The 14,903-nt window shown below is 71.9% G+C and carries 14 protein-coding genes; 5 read left to right on the top strand and 9 right to left on the bottom strand.

The annotated features are described in order from the left end of the window. The first annotated feature begins 405 nt into the window (after nucleotides 1-405). Nucleotides 406-1,179 carry a polysaccharide deacetylase family protein gene (locus ACWCPI_RS25545; RefSeq protein WP_451040314.1) on the top strand — a complete coding sequence of 258 codons (774 nt, stop codon included), beginning with the start codon at nucleotides 406-408 and terminating at the stop codon, nucleotides 1,177-1,179. A 55-nt stretch (nucleotides 1,180-1,234) separates the two neighbouring features. Here ACWCPI_RS25545 and ACWCPI_RS25540 read toward each other — a convergent pair whose 3' ends face one another. From ACWCPI_RS25540 to ACWCPI_RS25520, 5 genes are read right to left on the bottom strand one after another with little or no spacing between them, the layout of a single operon-like run. After that, nucleotides 1,235-1,858 carry a hypothetical protein gene (locus ACWCPI_RS25540; protein WP_451040313.1) on the bottom strand — a complete coding sequence of 208 codons (624 nt, stop codon included), beginning with the start codon at nucleotides 1,856-1,858 and terminating at the stop codon, nucleotides 1,235-1,237. Then, the gene (locus tag ACWCPI_RS25535) at nucleotides 1,855-3,432 is read right to left on the bottom strand and encodes an ATP-binding protein (RefSeq protein WP_451040312.1); all 1,578 of its coding nucleotides are present in this window, start codon (nucleotides 3,430-3,432) and stop codon (nucleotides 1,855-1,857) included. The genes ACWCPI_RS25540 and ACWCPI_RS25535 overlap by 4 nt, the downstream gene beginning before the upstream one ends. Then, nucleotides 3,333-4,016, bottom strand: a complete 684-nt coding sequence (locus ACWCPI_RS25530; protein WP_451040311.1) for a response regulator — start codon at nucleotides 4,014-4,016, stop codon at nucleotides 3,333-3,335. Before ACWCPI_RS25530 ends, ACWCPI_RS25535 begins: the two co-directional genes overlap by 100 nt. Before the next feature lie 23 nt (nucleotides 4,017-4,039). Further along, nucleotides 4,040-5,704 carry a murein biosynthesis integral membrane protein MurJ gene (murJ, locus tag ACWCPI_RS25525; RefSeq protein ID WP_451040310.1) on the bottom strand — a complete coding sequence of 555 codons (1,665 nt, stop codon included), beginning with the start codon at nucleotides 5,702-5,704 and terminating at the stop codon, nucleotides 4,040-4,042. Further along, a complete protein-coding gene (locus ACWCPI_RS25520; protein WP_451040309.1) occupies nucleotides 5,701-6,897 on the bottom strand; it encodes a lipid II:glycine glycyltransferase FemX in 1,197 nt (398 codons plus the stop codon). Before ACWCPI_RS25520 ends, murJ begins: the two co-directional genes overlap by 4 nt. Nucleotides 6,898-7,133: 236 nt before the next feature. On the opposite strand from ACWCPI_RS25520, the gene ACWCPI_RS25515 reads away from it, so the two are divergent. Next, a complete protein-coding gene (locus ACWCPI_RS25515) occupies nucleotides 7,134-8,336 on the top strand; it encodes an Ig-like domain-containing protein (protein ID WP_451040459.1) in 1,203 nt (400 codons plus the stop codon). 61 nt (nucleotides 8,337-8,397) lie between these two features. Here ACWCPI_RS25515 and ACWCPI_RS25510 read toward each other — a convergent pair whose 3' ends face one another. Continuing rightward, complete coding sequence (locus ACWCPI_RS25510) at nucleotides 8,398-8,703, bottom strand: transcriptional regulator (RefSeq protein WP_451040308.1); 306 nt, start codon at nucleotides 8,701-8,703, stop codon at nucleotides 8,398-8,400. Then, on the bottom strand, nucleotides 8,700-9,209 hold the full coding sequence (locus ACWCPI_RS25505) for a hypothetical protein (protein WP_451040307.1): 510 nt from the start codon (nucleotides 9,207-9,209) through the stop codon (nucleotides 8,700-8,702). The genes ACWCPI_RS25510 and ACWCPI_RS25505 overlap by 4 nt, the downstream gene beginning before the upstream one ends. 181 nt (nucleotides 9,210-9,390) lie before the next feature. Here ACWCPI_RS25505 and ACWCPI_RS25500 point away from each other — a divergent pair, with 181 nt between their 5' ends. Both ACWCPI_RS25500 and ACWCPI_RS25495 read left to right on the top strand, forming a co-directional pair. After that, a complete protein-coding gene (locus ACWCPI_RS25500; RefSeq protein ID WP_451040306.1) occupies nucleotides 9,391-9,678 on the top strand; it encodes a DUF4190 domain-containing protein in 288 nt (95 codons plus the stop codon). 235 nt (nucleotides 9,679-9,913) lie between these two features. Beyond that, nucleotides 9,914-10,042, top strand: a complete 129-nt coding sequence (locus ACWCPI_RS25495) for a hypothetical protein (protein ID WP_451040305.1) — start codon at nucleotides 9,914-9,916, stop codon at nucleotides 10,040-10,042. A gap of 8 nt (nucleotides 10,043-10,050) precedes the next feature. On the opposite strand, the gene ACWCPI_RS25490 is transcribed toward ACWCPI_RS25495, so the two are convergent. Continuing rightward, on the bottom strand, nucleotides 10,051-11,427 hold the full coding sequence (locus ACWCPI_RS25490) for a phosphatase PAP2 family protein (RefSeq protein WP_451040304.1): 1,377 nt from the start codon (nucleotides 11,425-11,427) through the stop codon (nucleotides 10,051-10,053). A 188-nt stretch (nucleotides 11,428-11,615) separates the two neighbouring features. On the opposite strand from ACWCPI_RS25490, the gene ACWCPI_RS25485 reads away from it, so the two are divergent. Continuing rightward, nucleotides 11,616-12,491, top strand: coding sequence for a DUF72 domain-containing protein (locus ACWCPI_RS25485; RefSeq protein WP_451040303.1), 876 nt, complete (start codon nucleotides 11,616-11,618; stop codon nucleotides 12,489-12,491). Between the two features lie 164 nt (nucleotides 12,492-12,655). On the opposite strand, the gene ACWCPI_RS25480 is transcribed toward ACWCPI_RS25485, so the two are convergent. Continuing rightward, nucleotides 12,656-14,707, bottom strand: coding sequence for a glycoside hydrolase (locus tag ACWCPI_RS25480; RefSeq protein ID WP_451040302.1), 2,052 nt, complete (start codon nucleotides 14,705-14,707; stop codon nucleotides 12,656-12,658). Nucleotides 14,708-14,903 lie beyond the last annotated feature (196 nt).

Below are 14,903 nucleotides of genomic sequence, written 5' to 3'. Positions count from 1 at the left end.
GTACGGCCCGCACCGCCCGGCTGGGGCGGTTCCGCCCGCACCGCCCGGCTGGGGCCGCACCGCCCGCACCGCCCGTTGGCGCCGCCGGGCGCCGCTGACGCCGGAACGCGCCTCGCCCCCGCAGGAGTGCGCCGCGACGGGGGTCCGTGCGCCCTCGGGGGTTCCGTGAGCCGGCCGACCCGTCGGGCCGGCCCTGAGACCGGTCCCGCCCGCGCCGGGCCCATGCCCCGGTGCCGCGCCGCGGGCGCTGTGGTTCCCTCGCCGCCCGCCGAGTTGTCCCTGAACTCCTCCGGGATTGTCCGTGATCGGTAACGGACGCATCCCGTGGCCGCCTTCCCTCGTCCTGCCAGGTGGCCGCAAGTCGGCCGAGGGTCGGTGAGGAACTGCGCGAGGGCGGGGGCGGACATGGCACGGCACGGCGGTGGGCGGGGCTGGTACGGCAAGGTGATCGGGGCGGCGCTCGGGGTGACGGTGCTCGCGGCGGGGGCGGCGGCGTGGACCGCCCAGGCCGGAGCCGTGGGCGGCTCGTCGCCGAGGGCGACCGCGTCGGCCGAGCCGGGCAGTGACGTCAAGCCGGTCGCGGTGAGCATCGCGCACGCCTCGGACAAGGGGCCGCGCGGCGTCAACATCACCATCGACGACGGCCCCGACCCCGTGTGGACCCCGCAGATGCTCGACGTACTGCGGGAGAACGGGGCGAAGGCCACGTTCTGCATGGTGGGGACGCAGGCGCAGGCCCACCCGGACCTGGTGAAGAAGGTGGTCGCGGCGGGGCACCGGCTGTGCGACCACTCGGTGTCGCACGACACCACCATGGACAGGAAGTCCGAGGCGTACCAGTCGCAGCAGATCCTCGATGCCGAACGCATGATCACCGAGGCGTCCGGGGGCGTACGCCCCATGTACTACAGGGCGCCCGGCGGGGCCTTCACCCCCTACAGCCGCAAGCTGGCCGCCTCCCGGGGCATGCGCCCGCTGGGCTGGAACGTGGACTCCAAGGACTTCGAGCGGCCGGGCGCGGACGCGATGGTCGCCACCGTCGAACGGGAGCTGCCCAACGGGCCGACGATCCTCTTCCACGACGCGGGCGGTGACCGCTCGCAGACCGTGGAGGCGCTGCGCCGGGTCCTCCCCTCGCTCAGGGAGCAGGGCTATTCCTTCGGCTTCCCGGTGCGCTGAGCCCCGGATCCGGCCGGGCCGGGGTCCCCACCGGGGCCCCGTACACCCCGCCCACTCATCGGCCGTCCCCGCGGCGCGGCTCGACGGTGCCGGCGGGGGTGAGCCCGCAGGTCCCGGACCTCCTGGTCCCGTCCTGTCCCGTCAGCTCGACGACGGCCCGCCCGTCGGCGCTCCGGCTGTAGGCGATCGTGCAGGTCAGCTGGTGCAGAGCGGTGGTGTCCAGGCCCTTCAGGGCGAGCGGCAGACGGGCCGTGACCCGGCCGCCCGGGAAGGGCTCGACCTCGACGGTGCCGCCGGGGCGGGCGGCGGGCAGGGAGGTGCTCAGACCTGCGGTCCGGTCTTCCTTCAGCGGACCGGCGAGCAGTGCCATGACGACCTTCTCCGTCGGCACCGGACCGGCTGTCCCGCCGGGGTCGCGGTCCGCGGAGCCCGGCAGGTCGTACGCGTCGCCGAACCCGCCCTCGGGCTCGGGCGACCGGATCACGGGCGTCAGGCGCCCGTCCGGGGACCGGAAGAAGAGCAGCATGTCGTGGTCGCGGTCGAGGAACGCCTGGAAGCTGGCGGGACCGCCGGCCTCGATGACGTCGGTCTCCGGGATGCCGCAGCCGCCGAGCAGCGGTACGGCCGCCGCGACGGCGACGGCGGCCGCCGCACCCCGGCGCGTCCGCGCACGCCTCATCCGCCGGCCTCCTCCGTGTGGAGCGGTATCTCCACGGTGAAGACGGCGCCTTTCCCGGGCAGGTTCCCGGCGTGGATCGTTCCGCCGTGCAGCTTCACGTTCTCCTGGGTGATCGCCAGCCCCAGGCCGCTGCCCGCCGAGCGGGTGCGGGCCGCGTCGGCCTTGTAGAAGCGGTCGAAGATGTGCGGGAGCGACTCGGAGCGGATGCCGGGGCCGCTGTCCGTGACCTCGGTGATCAGCACGGGCGTACCCGGCGAGCGGGTCTCGGTGCGCAGTCGTACCGTGACCGGCGCGCTGCCGTGCCGCAGGGCGTTGCCCACGAGGTTGGCGATCACGATGTCGAAGCGGCGCGGGTCGAGCCGGGCGCGGACGCCGTCGGGGAGGTCGGTGCGGACGCGGTCGTCGGTCCAGTGCCGGTTCACCAGGGTCTTGCGGATGGCCTCGGCGACGTCGACCTCGTCGGTGTTCAGCTCGGCGGCGCGCGCGTCGAAGCGGGAGATCTCCATCAGGTCCTCGACGAGCACGGCGAGCTTGCCGGTCTCCGCGCTGACCAGCCGGACCGCGCGTGCGGTGTCGGCGTCCAGGTGGTCCGCGTCCTCGTCGAGGACCTCGGTGACGGCGAGCATCCCGGCGAGGGGGGTGCGCAGTTCGTGCGAGACGTCGGAGGCGAAACGGCGGGCACGGGCCTCGGCCTCGCGCAGTTCCCGTACCGAGTCTTCGAGTTGGGCCGCGGACTCGTTGAAGGTGCGCGCCAGGTCGGCCAGTTCGTCGCTGCCGCGCACCGGGATCCTGGTGTCGAGCCGGCCGCTGCCCATGCTCAGGGCCGCGCGGCGCAGTTCCCGTACCGGGCGCAGCACGCTGCGCGCGGCGATCAGGGCGGGGACCAGCGCGACGGCGAGGCCGGGCAGGGCGCCGTCCCGGGCGGCCATCAGGAGGGCGTCGACGTTGACCTGCTCGTCGGTCATCCGCATGACGGCGTACAGGACGAGTCCGCTGGGCAGCACGTCGTACGGGCCCGTCTTGAAGACCATGGGCATGGCGATGGTCAGGTAGGGAACGCCGTCCTTGACGACCCGTTCGAAACTGCCGTGGGGGTTGGCGCGTGCGGCGCGCCGCAGTTCGGGGGTGATGACGGTGGAGACGGGGTTCTCGCCCGAGGAGGCGCGGACCGAACCGTATTCGGCGAACACCACCCAGGGGTGCGGCTTGCCCTTGCGGGCGATGTCCCGCAGCACCGACTCCAGGTCCTCCCCTCCCTGCACGGGCAGGCCGAAGGCCGTCTGCTGCACCTGGTCGCGGAACGACGTGACCGCCGTGTCCTGAGCGGTCTGCAGCATGGCGTTGCGGGCCTCACGGTAGGTCAGCGCTGCCGTGGTGCCCGCGCTGACGGCGGCGACCAGCAGGAACGCCAGCAGCAGCCGGGTGCGCAGCCCGAACGCCCGGACCCGCGACCGGCCAGGGGCGGAGCCGGTGGTCACAGCGGGCCGAAGCGGTAACCGAAGCCCCGCAGTGTCTGGACGTAGCGGGGGCTGCCGGCCTCGTCCTCGATCTTGCCGCGCAGACGTGCCACGCACGCGTCGACCAGACGGGCGTCGGCGTGGTAGCTGTGCTCCCAGACGTGCTCCAGCAGCTGCTGCCTGCTGAACACCTGCTCGGGCGCGGCGCTCAGGTGCAGCAGGAGCCTGAGCTCCGAGGGGGCGAGCGCGAGCGGCCGGCCGGCTTTGGTGACGTTCAGTCCGACCCGGTCGATGGCGAGTTCGCCGTGGACCTCGATGGCCGGGCGGCCCGGGGCGGTGTCGTCCAGGCGGCGCAGCACGGCACGGATCCGGGCCTCGATCACCTCGGTGCGGGCGGGCTTGACGATGTAGTCGTCGGCACCGGCCTCCAGGCCGATGACGACGTCGAAGTCGTCGCCGCGTGCGGTGAGCATGATGATCGGCAACTGGCTGCGCTCGCGGACCTGCCGGCAGACCTGGACGCCGTTCATTCCGGGCAGCATCAGGTCCAGCAGCAGCAGATCGGGGCGGAACTCGGCCAGCGCGGCGAGGCCGGCCTCGCCGGTGGCGGCCGCCCGTACCTCGTGGCCGCGGCGGCGCAGACCGAGTTCGACCCCCTCGCGTACGGAAGGGTCGTCCTCGATGAGGAGCACGCGGGGCATCTGCGGTTCTCCCTCGGTGGTGGTCAGGACCGGGACAAGCGCCGGCGTACGCCGGAGAGCAGCGCGGCGAGTTCGGTGAGGCGCAACGGGCGGGCGAGCAGGGCGAAGACGAGCACGACGACGGCCGCGCCGGCGGCACAGGCGGCCAGAGCCCCCGCCGGGGCGGCGCCCCGGGCCGCGAGGTGGCCCAGCGCGGTGGCGGGCACGGCGGCGAGCACCAGCCGCGCGTGCGCGCCGAGGGCGGACGAACGCAGGGGGCGTACGACGCCGAGCCTGCGGCTCAGCACCCGGCCGGTCACCGCCCAACCCGCGCACAGCGCCAGCGCGTACGCCGCCGCCATGCCCGTCACGGCCCAGCGCGCCGGCAGCAGGTGGGCGGCGGCCAGGGACCCTCCCGCATTGAGGGCGACGATCACGAGGTTGAGCAGGAACGGCGTACGGGTGTCGGAGAGCGCGTAGAACGCGCGGGACAGGACGTACTGGCCCGACAGGGCGACGAGCCCCGGCGCGAAGGCCATCAGGATCCCGGCCATGGCGGCCGTGTCGTCGGCGCTGGTCCTGCCGTATCCGAAGACGAGGGCCATCACCGGATGGGCGAGGGCGAACAGCGCGCAGGCGGCGGGTACGACGGCCGAGGCGCTGACGCGCAGGGCGTGGGAGACGTCGCGCCGCACGGCGGCGGTGTCCCCGTCGGCGGCGGCCGCGCTCATCCGGGGCATCAGCGCGGTCACCACGGAGACCGTGATGACGCCGTGCGGTACGACCCACAGGACGTAGGCGTTGTTGTAGGCGCCGTATCCGGGGCCGCCGTCGAGGCCCGCGGTGGTGGCGAGCCGGGTGGTGACCCAGTAGGCGGCCTGGTTGGCCAGAACCAGCAGCACCAGCCAGCCGGCCGCGCGCAAGGGGCGGGTCAGTCCGCTGCCACGCCAGTCGAAGCGGGGCCGCCAGCGGAAGCGGGCCGCGCGCAGCGCGGGGACGAGGGCGAGGGCCTGGACGGCGATACCGGCGGTCGTGCCCCAGCCGAGCACGGCGGTCTCGGTGGGGGTGAGCAGGTCCTCGCCGTCCCCGCCGCCCACGGCCAGGGCGAGGTACAGACCGAACACCGTCATGACGACGACGTTGTTCAGGACCGGCGCCCACATCATCGCGCCGAACCGGCCACGTGCGTTGAGTACCTGCCCGAGCAGCGTGAACAGTCCGAGGAAGAAGATCTGCGGCAGGCAGTAGCGGGCGAACGCGGTCGTCATGGCCGCCTGTTCGCCGGAGTAGTCGGTGTACGCGTCGACGATCGCGGGCGCCGCCCACACGGCGGTCGCGGTGATCGCCAGCAGGGCGACGACGCAGACGGTGACGAGCCGGTCGGTGTACGCGGCGCCCCCGTCGTCGTGCTCCTTGGCGGCCCTGACCAGTTCGGGCACGAAGACGGCGTTCAACGCGCCGCCCAGGAGCAGCATGTAGACGATGGTGGGCAGGGCGTTGCCGACCGCGTAGCCGTCGGCGACCGGCCCGATGGTGCCGATCGCCGCCGCGACCACGGCGGACCTGGCGAAGCCGGTGGCGCGGCCTACGACGGATCCGGCGGCCATGACGGCGCTGCCGCGTGCCGCGGAGACCGCCTTCGCCGCCTCCCCCGTGCTGTCCGTGCCGGCCGGCGTGGTCGTCGGCGTATCCGCCGTCGGCTGCCTCATCGGCGGTTCAGGTACGCCTGGAAGGCGCGGTGAAGCGTGTGGTTGGCGCTGCCGCCCAAGGGTCTCTCCCATTCCCCCAACGTCTCGACGACCTGTCCACCGGTGCCGAGCTTCCACCGCAGCAGTCCGTACGCACGTTCCTCAGGATCGAGAGTGGAGGGTACCCCGCGCATGTCGTACACGTCGGCGCCGAGGGCGTGGGCGTCCTGCATCATTCGCCACTGCAGGGCGTTGGAGGGGCGGACCTCGCGGCGGTGGTCGGCGGAGGCGCCGGTCTGGTACCAGGCCCTGCGGCCCACCGTGATCAGCGTGTGGGCGGCCAGGATCTCCCCGCGGTGCCGGGCGAGGTACAGCTTCATCCGGCCCGGTTCCTCGGTGTTGAGCGCCGCGTACTGACGCTCGTAGTAGGCGAGCGAGCGGCCGAGCCGGAAGCCGTCGCGGCGTTCGGTGATGCCGAGCAGCCGGTAGAACTCGGGGAGTTCGGCCGCACTGCCCACCACCACCTCCACGCCCTCCTTCTGGGCTCGGCGGACGTTGCGTCGCCACTCCTGGTTGAGCCCGCGCCACAGGTCCTCGGTGCTGCGGCCGGCGAGCGGCACATGGAAGACGTGGCGGGGCTGGGCGTCCGTGTCCTCCCCGGTCCCGTCACCGCCGCAGCGGCGCCAGCCCCGGGCCCGCAGCCGGTCGGCGACGGCGGCGCCGAGCGGGTCGACCTCGCTGGCGAGGACGTCGCCCAGGCGCCGGCCCGGTCCGGTGAGCGGCTTGAGCAGGGCGGCGTCCCAGCGCCGGTAGGCGGGCGACGGGCCGATGCGCACGGCGAAGGCGCCCGCGCTGCGAAGGTGTTCGAGGAGCGGGCCGAGCCAGCCGTCGATGCCGGGGTCGGTCCAGTCGGCGACAGGCCCTTCGGGGAGGTAGGCGAAGTACTTGCGGGTGCCGGGGAACTGCCGCAGCAGCACCAGGGCCACGCCCGACAGGGCGCCCGCCTCCGGATCCGGCCCCCAGCCGAGCAGTTGGGCCCGCCAGCCCTCCTTGACGTCGGCCCAAGACGGGCACTGCAGGAAGCCGGCACCGAGGGCGGCGCCTTCGGGGGAGGCGAGGAAGGCGCGGTACGTCTGCGCGGTGATGGTGCGCAGGGCGAAGCCGCGGTTCCGTGCTTGGCACACGCGGCTGGGCGGCACGAGCAGTGCTGACACAGTCTGAGCCTCTCCTTCTCCCCGTGGCCGTCGCGGGGACACACAGGAGGCTCACAGCGGTCCATGACCGCTCCGTCCGGCGAATGTGACCGGACCATGACCGTTCCTCACCAGTCGCCGTCACATTGCCCGGAAGCGGCTGACCTCGGGTTTTCCGGCTCTACAGTCACGACATCGCCGACTCACCCACCCCGTTCCCTTCCTTTCCGGAGGTCCCGTTGTCGCGCCCACGCGTCCTGCCGCGCTCCCGTGCACTCGCCCATGTCCGCGTCCGGGCCGCCGTCGTGGCCGCTCTGCTGGCGCCGCTCGCCGCCTGCTCGTCGAGCGGCTCGCCCGGTGACCCGGACGTCGAGGAGAGGCCGAGCGCCGACGACCGCCCGGTCACGGTCACCGTCACGCCCGAGGGAGAACGGGTCCCGGCGGGCGAGCCCGTGAAGGTCACGGCCTCGGGCGGCAGACTCACCTCGGTGACCGTCACCGACGCCCAGGGCCGCGGACTCGCCGGCGAGGTCGCCGCCGACGGCCGGTCTTGGGTGTCCGACCGCAAGGCGGTGCCCGGCACTGCGTACGAGGTGACGGTGGCGACCCGGACCGAGGGCGGCACCGCCAAGAGCACCAAGGCCGCTTTCACCACGGCTCCGGCGGACAAGGTCAACAAGGTCGACTGGCGACCGGGCACCGGCTCCACGGTGGGGGTCGCCCAGCCGGTCTCGCTGGTCTTCGACCATCCGGTCAGGAACCGGGCCGAGGTCGAGAGGCAGCTGAAGATCACCACATCGAACGGTACCGAGGGCTCCTGGGGCTGGATACGCGACTGGTCGGGCAGGGACCGGGTGGACTGGCGGCCCAGGACGTACTGGAAGCCCGGGACGAAGGTCACCCTGAACGCCGAGTTGAACGGCACCGACTCGGGCGCGGACGGCGGCTGGTTCGTACGCGACTACACGACCACGTTCACCATCGGCGCCCGGCAGATCGTCGAGGTCGACCTCGACAGGCATCGGCTCACCCTCGTCCGCGACGGCGAGACCGTCCGGCGTATACCCGTATCCGGCGGAAGGCCCGGCGGTGACAAGCGCTCCTGGCGCGGAACGGCCGTGCTGATGGCCAAGGAGGGCACGATCAACATGAACTCCGAGACGGTGGGCCTCGCCGACGCCTACAACAAGATGGTCGACCACTCGATGCGGCTGACCTGGTCGGGCATGTACGCGCACGCCGCCCCGTGGAACGCCCGCTGGTTCGGCCGAGCCAACCGCAGTTCCGGGTGCATAGGAATGAGCGACGCGGACGCGGCCTGGTTCTACGGGCAGGTGCGGGCGGGCGACCCGTTCGAGATCACCGGCAAGGACACCAAGGGCGTGGTCGCGCCCGGCAACGGCTTCGGCGCGTGGAACCTCTCGTGGAGCGAGTGGCAGGGCAGAAGCGCGCTGCGGTGAGAGGGGTGGGGCGGTCCGGGCCGGTGTGGGGCGGCGGCCCGGAGCCCTGCCGGGAGGGTGCCTATGGTCCGACGATCGCCCGGAGAGCGGCGAGGTGGCCGTGGTACGCCTTGCGTCCCCGCGGGGTCAGGCGCAGCCAGACGCGTTGCCGGGTGTCGCGGACGGCCTTGCGCTGCTCGACGTAACCGGCCTCGATCAGGGCTCCGGCGTGCTTGCTCAACACGGATGCGGACAGGTCGAGTTGCTCCTGCAGTACGGCGAACTCGGCCTCGCCGACGGTGTCGAGCAGGGCGCAGACCCGCAGCCGGTTGGGTGAGTGGATCAGGTTGTCGAAGCCGTCCATCGGGTCGGTGGGCCGGCCGGTCACGACGTCTTCCGGTGCAGCCGTACGAAAGCGAGGTGGAAGCCCACGGACACCGCGGCCGCGATCACCGAGGCGGTGACGAGCCACCATGCCTGGCCGGTGGCACGGAACGCCCAGGCCGACCCCACCAGCAGTACGGGCATGCCGATCGTCAGGGGAACGGTCGCGCGCTTGGGCAGCACGTCGAGCCGCAGGGCCACGCCGGTGCGCTGCTTCCAGGACCGGGCGGCGATGACGTACAGCGTCAGGAACGCCGCGGTGATGACCGGCAGCACCGTCGCCCAGGCGGCCCTCGGCAGCAGCCACCGCTCGTCGGCGAGCATCCCTCCGTAGGCGAGGGGGAACGCCGCGATGTACGCGGTGAGGACGGTGGCGAACCAGGTCGGCCATGGCGTCGCCGACAGAGCGTTGGCCGAGGCCCGGATGCGAGCGGCTTCGGCCAGGGTGGCCAGCGCCTCCTGCGAGGTGGGAGGGGAGGGACGGTCGGGGAGGCCCGCATCATTTTCCATGACGGAAAGAGTAGGGCTGACTTTCCGATGTCGCAAGTGAAGTTTTTCCGGAGTGGAAAGTGAGGGGGCGCAAGGGGACGCGGACATGAGGGCGCCTCGAAGGGGCACTCGGAACGGGCAAGCCAACAGCAAGGAGCGTGCGGCCCGCTCAGTCCGTTCAACCGACAACCGGGAGTACCCCATGGCGAGTTACGGTGGTTCGTCTGCCGCGTCCTCCGGATCGCGCACCAACGGCCTGGCGATCGCGAGCCTGTGCTGCGGCATCGTCGGCCTGTTCATCCTGAACATCGTTCTGGGCCCCGTGGCCATCGTCCTCGGCGCCGTCGCCCGCCGTCAGGCAGCGGTCAGGAACGGCGCCGGAATGGCGAAGGCCGGCATCGTCCTCGGCGTCATCGACGTGGTCCTGTGGCTCGTGCTCCTGGCCGTCGCCGCCAGCAACGGCGGCTTCAGCTGGTACGTGGGCGGCTAGGGCCTGCCGTTTGGATCATGTCGGCGTCGCGCACCGGGCGGGCGGTACGCCGGATCCCGACCGACGCGGCCAGGACGCCCGCCCGGCGGGCGTCCTGGCCGCGTGAAGGCCGGGCTCACCGAGTGACACGGGCCCGCCGACCGTGGGACGTGGCACGCGCCGAGCAGCGTGTCCGGCGGGCGGGGCGGCCGGGGCGGCGCAGGGTGGTGCGTACTGCCGCCAACGAGGAGGAACCGTGAAGCGTCGTGTCGTCGCCGCCCTGGCCGTTGCCATGACCGCACTGGTGCTGTCCGCCGCCCCGCAAGGCCCCGGCTGGGTCGGAAGCGACGACTGGAACATCTTCCTCACCAATGTTCTGTTGTAGCGGGACCCTCACACCAATTCGGGCTGTGGTGCGGGTTGCCTCACCGGTGCGGCATTCGGCTCCCACTGCCTGGTGGTCCGCAGATAGCCGTACACCACCGAGGCCATGGCCAGAATGAGAAGGGGGCCGAAAAGCCACGGGTGGGCGGCCATTTCCCCCGGCAGAAAGCGGTACGACAGCAAAAGCGCGGCGAACACGGTCGCCCCGTAGGCGACCAGCTGTATTCCCGCCCGGCCCCAGCCGCGGTCGAGTGCGCGCAGTGCCGCCTCGATCGTGATCACGAAGACCACGCCGGCCACGAGATCCACGCCGTAGTGGTAGCCGAATCCCAGCGTCGCGCCGAGTGTGGCCACGAGCCAGAAGGTTCCCGCGAAACGCAGGGCGCGCGGGCCCTTGCGGGAGTGGATGAAGATCGCCGTGGCCCACGCCGTGTGCAGGCTGGGCATGCAGTTGCGCGGGGTGATCCCGTCGTACGGCATCGGCTGCGGTCCCCCGGCCGGCGGCGGCACGTCCGGCCACAGGTTGGCCAGTGCCCACTGCCCGCCGCCGGTGCCCATCGCGCCGGGCCCGTAGGCGAAGATCGGTCCGACGACCGGGAAGATCATGTAGATGCCCGGCCCGAGCAGGCCGATCACCAGGAACGTACGCACCAGATGGTGGCGCGGGAAACGGCGTTCGGCCGCCACGTGGCGCAGCTGGTACAGCGCGACGACGACGGCGGCGACCGCGAGCTGCACGTAGACCCAGTCGAGGACGTGGGCGCCGACCGGGCCGGTCGCCCGGACCATCCGGCCCACCAGCCAGGACGGGTTGCCCAGGGCGTGGTCGGCGGTCGCCACGTACTGGTCGAGCACGGTGGGGCGGGTCTTGGAGGTGATGAGCAGCCAGGTGTCGCCGGTCTTGCGGCCGGCCACCAGCAACAGGCCCAGCCCGACACCCTTGAGCAGCAGGAGGCGTTCCCGGCCGGTGCGGCGGGTGACGGCGACGACCGCGGCGCCGAGGATCACCCACAACGCGCCGTTGCCGAAGGGATGGCCGTCGGTCGTCTTCAGGTCGGCCGCCCAACGCACCAGCAGGAAGACTAGATCGACGCCGATCGCGGCGCCCAGGGCGATGAACCGCTGTCGCCAGGTGAGAACCACCATCATCAGGGCCATGCCGGCATACAGCAGGAAACCTGACTTGGGGGCGAATATCGCCTCCCGTGCCTGATTGGTGACCGGGCCCGGAACACCGTAGCCCCGTGCGGCGATCTCCAGTGCGACGAGGAATCCGACCGCCACCACGGTCGCCGCGGTCCACAGCAGCACCCTCGGCCGACGCCACGCGACGAACAGGGTTTTGACGTTGATTCGCGAGAAAGACCGCGATGCTCTGGATATCAATTCATCAGCCGATTTGTTAGTAAATGAGAACGATCATCGTAAGGTCGATCATGTTATCGAACAGGCGGGCGGATTTCATCGGTCATGAGAAGGATGTGAACTGGCGTTCCGGTCGGTCCCGTTGTGGACTGACGCGACGGCGGACGGAAGGGTTGTCTGCCGGTAGGCGGACTGGGTAACCGCACGCCATGGGCGAGATCCTCGTGGGCACGTGCTCGTGGACCGACCGGGCGCTGGTGAACAGCGGCTGGTACCCGGCGGGGCGGCGGGACGCCGAAGGGCGGTTACGGCACTACGCGGAGCGCTTCGCCGTCGTGGAGGTCGACGCGTCGTACTACGCCCTGCCCGGTGAACGGAACAGCCGGCTGTGGGTGGAGCGGACCCCGGACGGGTTCGTCTTCGACGTGAAGGCCTTCTCCCTGCTGACCGGGCACCCCACCCGCAGTGCGGTGATGCCGGACGGCCTGCCCCCGAACGCCCGGGATCCGGGGGTGCTCGACGCGGTGTGGGCGCGGTTCGCCGCCGGGATCGCGCCGCTGCGGCAGGCCGGCCGGCTGGGGTGCGTGCTGTTCCAGTTCCCCCCGTGGTTCCGGCCGGGGCCCGAGGCCGAGGCGTTCCTGGCGGCCACCGCCCGGCGCACCCGAGGCTGGCCCCTCGCCGTGGAGTTCCGGCACCCGGCGTGGTGGCGGGAGGGACAGGAGCGCGACACGTGCGCGCTGCTCACCCGGTACGGCATGGCGACCGTGGCCGTCGACATGAACCGGACGCTCCCGTCCTCCATACCGCCCGTGACGCCCGTCACCTCCTCCCGGCTGTCGGTCGTCCGGTTCCACGGACGCAGTGCGGCCTGGGGCACCGGAAGCAAGGAGGAACGGTTCCGGCACACCTACGGCGGCGACGAGCTCGCCGAATGGCTGCCGCGCCTGCGCGTTCTCGCCGACCGGGTCGAGCGGCTCCACGTGCTGTTCAACAACTGCTGCGGGGACGCCGCCGTACGGGCCGCCGAGACGATGGCCGCCTTGCTCGGACGTCCCGTGGACGCTCGGACCGCACCGGACGGGTGACAGCTGCGCGAGACCGCGGGCCGTGCTGTCGCCGCCTTCACTCCCGCGTCGACCGGGGAGCGGCGTCATCGACGACAGCCGAGGACACGACACCCCCGCCACGACCGCCGAGGGATGTCGGTACGGCGGCGGGCGGGGGTGTCACGGAGGCAGGAGCGCTGTCGTCACCCTCCGGTGACGTCGGTGACCTTCCAGCGCTGGTTCGTGCCGGAGTTGGGCAGCCAGACGCCCACCGCGGCGCCCTCGTCGGTGGACTGGCCGCCCACGTCCGCGAGGCGGCCGGTGCCGGCGTTGACGAGGGTCCAGGTGCCGTCGCCGGTGGTGGACATGATCCACTGGGCGGCGCTGTCGCGACGGCCCTCGTCGGGCTCGGCCACCAGCGCGCCGTCACGCACCGCCAGGCGCTTGTCCTCGGTCGCCTCGGACAGGACGTACCGCTTGCGGTTGTCGCTGCCGGTGATCTTCTCCACCCGCCACCGCCCGCCGCTCGGGTCGGAGGCGTTCGCGCTCTTGATGACCAGTCCGGTGCCGTTGTCGGCGAGGCTGAGGTCCTTGCCGCTCTGGACGCCGGTCAGCCGGTAGGTGCGGCCCTCGCGCAGTTCGGCCGCGTCCCCGGCGACCCCCGAGACACCCCTGACGAGGAAGGACGTCACCGACTGGGCCGGCACGGTCACCGTGGCCTGCTTGCCGCCGACCCGGACCGGCTTCTGCTTCTCCAGCTTGCCGTCGGCGCTGGTCACCACCGGGGTGACGGTGGCGCGGGAGGAGACCCGGCCGAACTTCGACAGGTCGAGCGTGACGTCACGCGCCTCGGCGGTGCTGTTGACGTGGACGACGGTCGCCGCGTCGCCCTTGCGGGAGACGGCCGCGGTGCTGGAGGTGTCGTTCGTCTTGATCAGCCGGTCGCCGGGCTTGATGTAGTGCGTGAAGTTACGGGCGGTGTCGAACTTGGTGTTGGTGTGGACCGGGCAGGTCTCCAGGGTGTCCTTGGAGGTGCAGCTGAACGGCAGCTGGATCTCGCCCCAGTTGCCGCCCTTCGCCGACTCACCGCCCGGCTTCATGTTGTCGTAGTCCTCGACGGGCTGCCAGAACACCCAGGCGCGGGGCTCCAGTTCGCGCAGGTCGTCGACGATGCGCTGGGCGAGGCCCAGGCCCGGCCGCATGTCGGTGAAGCTCTGGCCGTCGCCCCAGTCGCCCTCGACCTCGCTCATCCACAGCGGCTTGCCGGCGGCCTTGGCCAGGTCGCGGACGGTGGTGCGCCCGCCGGTGCCGTAGGTGTGGACGTTCATCTGGCCGACCAGGTCGCGGACCTCCTGGGGGTAGGAGTTCCAGTTGGTGGCGAAGGTGCCGGGGTTGGTCTCGTCCATCGCGGATATCTCCGCGTGCGTACGGGACTTCTCCAGGACCGGGGCCAGCGCGCGGAGCACCTTCTGCTGGAGCTCGGGGCCCATGTGGGCGCCTTCCTGGCGGCCACCGGTGGGCTCGCCGTCCGGGCCGAGCCTGGTGCCCCAGTAGTCGGTGTTCGGCTCGTTGAAGGGGTCGAGGGTGTCGACCTTGATGCCGTGCGCCTTCTCCAGCCGCTCGGTGGCACCCACCAGGTATTCGGCGAAGTCCTCGACGGACTCGGGCTTCAACTGGTCCTTGCCCGCGTCGAAGTTGCCGGAGACGTAGCCGCTCTCGGTCATGAACCAGGGCGGCGAGTTGCTGAAGGTCTCCCAGTGGGTGATGTCCTTCTTGATGCGGTCGACCCACCAGCGCTGCGTCCTGTCGGCGTTCCTGTTCCAGTCGCCCGGGTCCTCGGCGTCCCACCAGTCGACGTCCTCGCGGGTGGTGCCCGCCGGCGCCTTCCACCAGCCCTCGACCGCGCCGCCCGCGCGCAGGTAGTCCTTGACGTCCGGGGCGTTGCCGCCGCCGATGTTGTAGCGGGCGATGTTCAGGGCGAGGCCCTCGTCGCCGAAGAGCAGCTTGTACAGCTTCTCGCGTATCGCGGGCGGGTAGTCGCCGGTGGCGTTGGCGAACCAGACCAGACTGGTGCCCCAGCCCTCGAACCTCTCCTGCTTGTAGGAGGGGTCGGGCCGGACCGTCACCGCGGCGGCCGCCTGAGACGTCGTCTCGGCGTGCGCGGCGGGCAGGGTGGTCGTGGCCAGGACGGTGCCGGTCGCCAGGGTGACGCCGATGGCCCCGAGGAGCCTTCTCTTGCGGGTGCGGTGTGCCATGTCGAGTACTCCAACTCTTCTGCGTGCCGGGTGTCCGGCGGACGCAGAGAACGGGACCTACGTGATGCGACTGGTGCGGGTTTGGCGCCTTCTCGTACGATTCCGACTAGGCGATGTTTACGTAAACATCCACTGGCCGGATGTCTACACTGTCCGAATCTCAGGGGTCAAGGAGTCGTTCCGGACCGAAAGTTCA

Source organism: Streptomyces sp. NPDC001920 (assembly GCF_053594495.1).
Note: the sequence above shows the minus strand (reverse complement) of the source record. Positions and strands in the feature narration are given on the sequence as shown.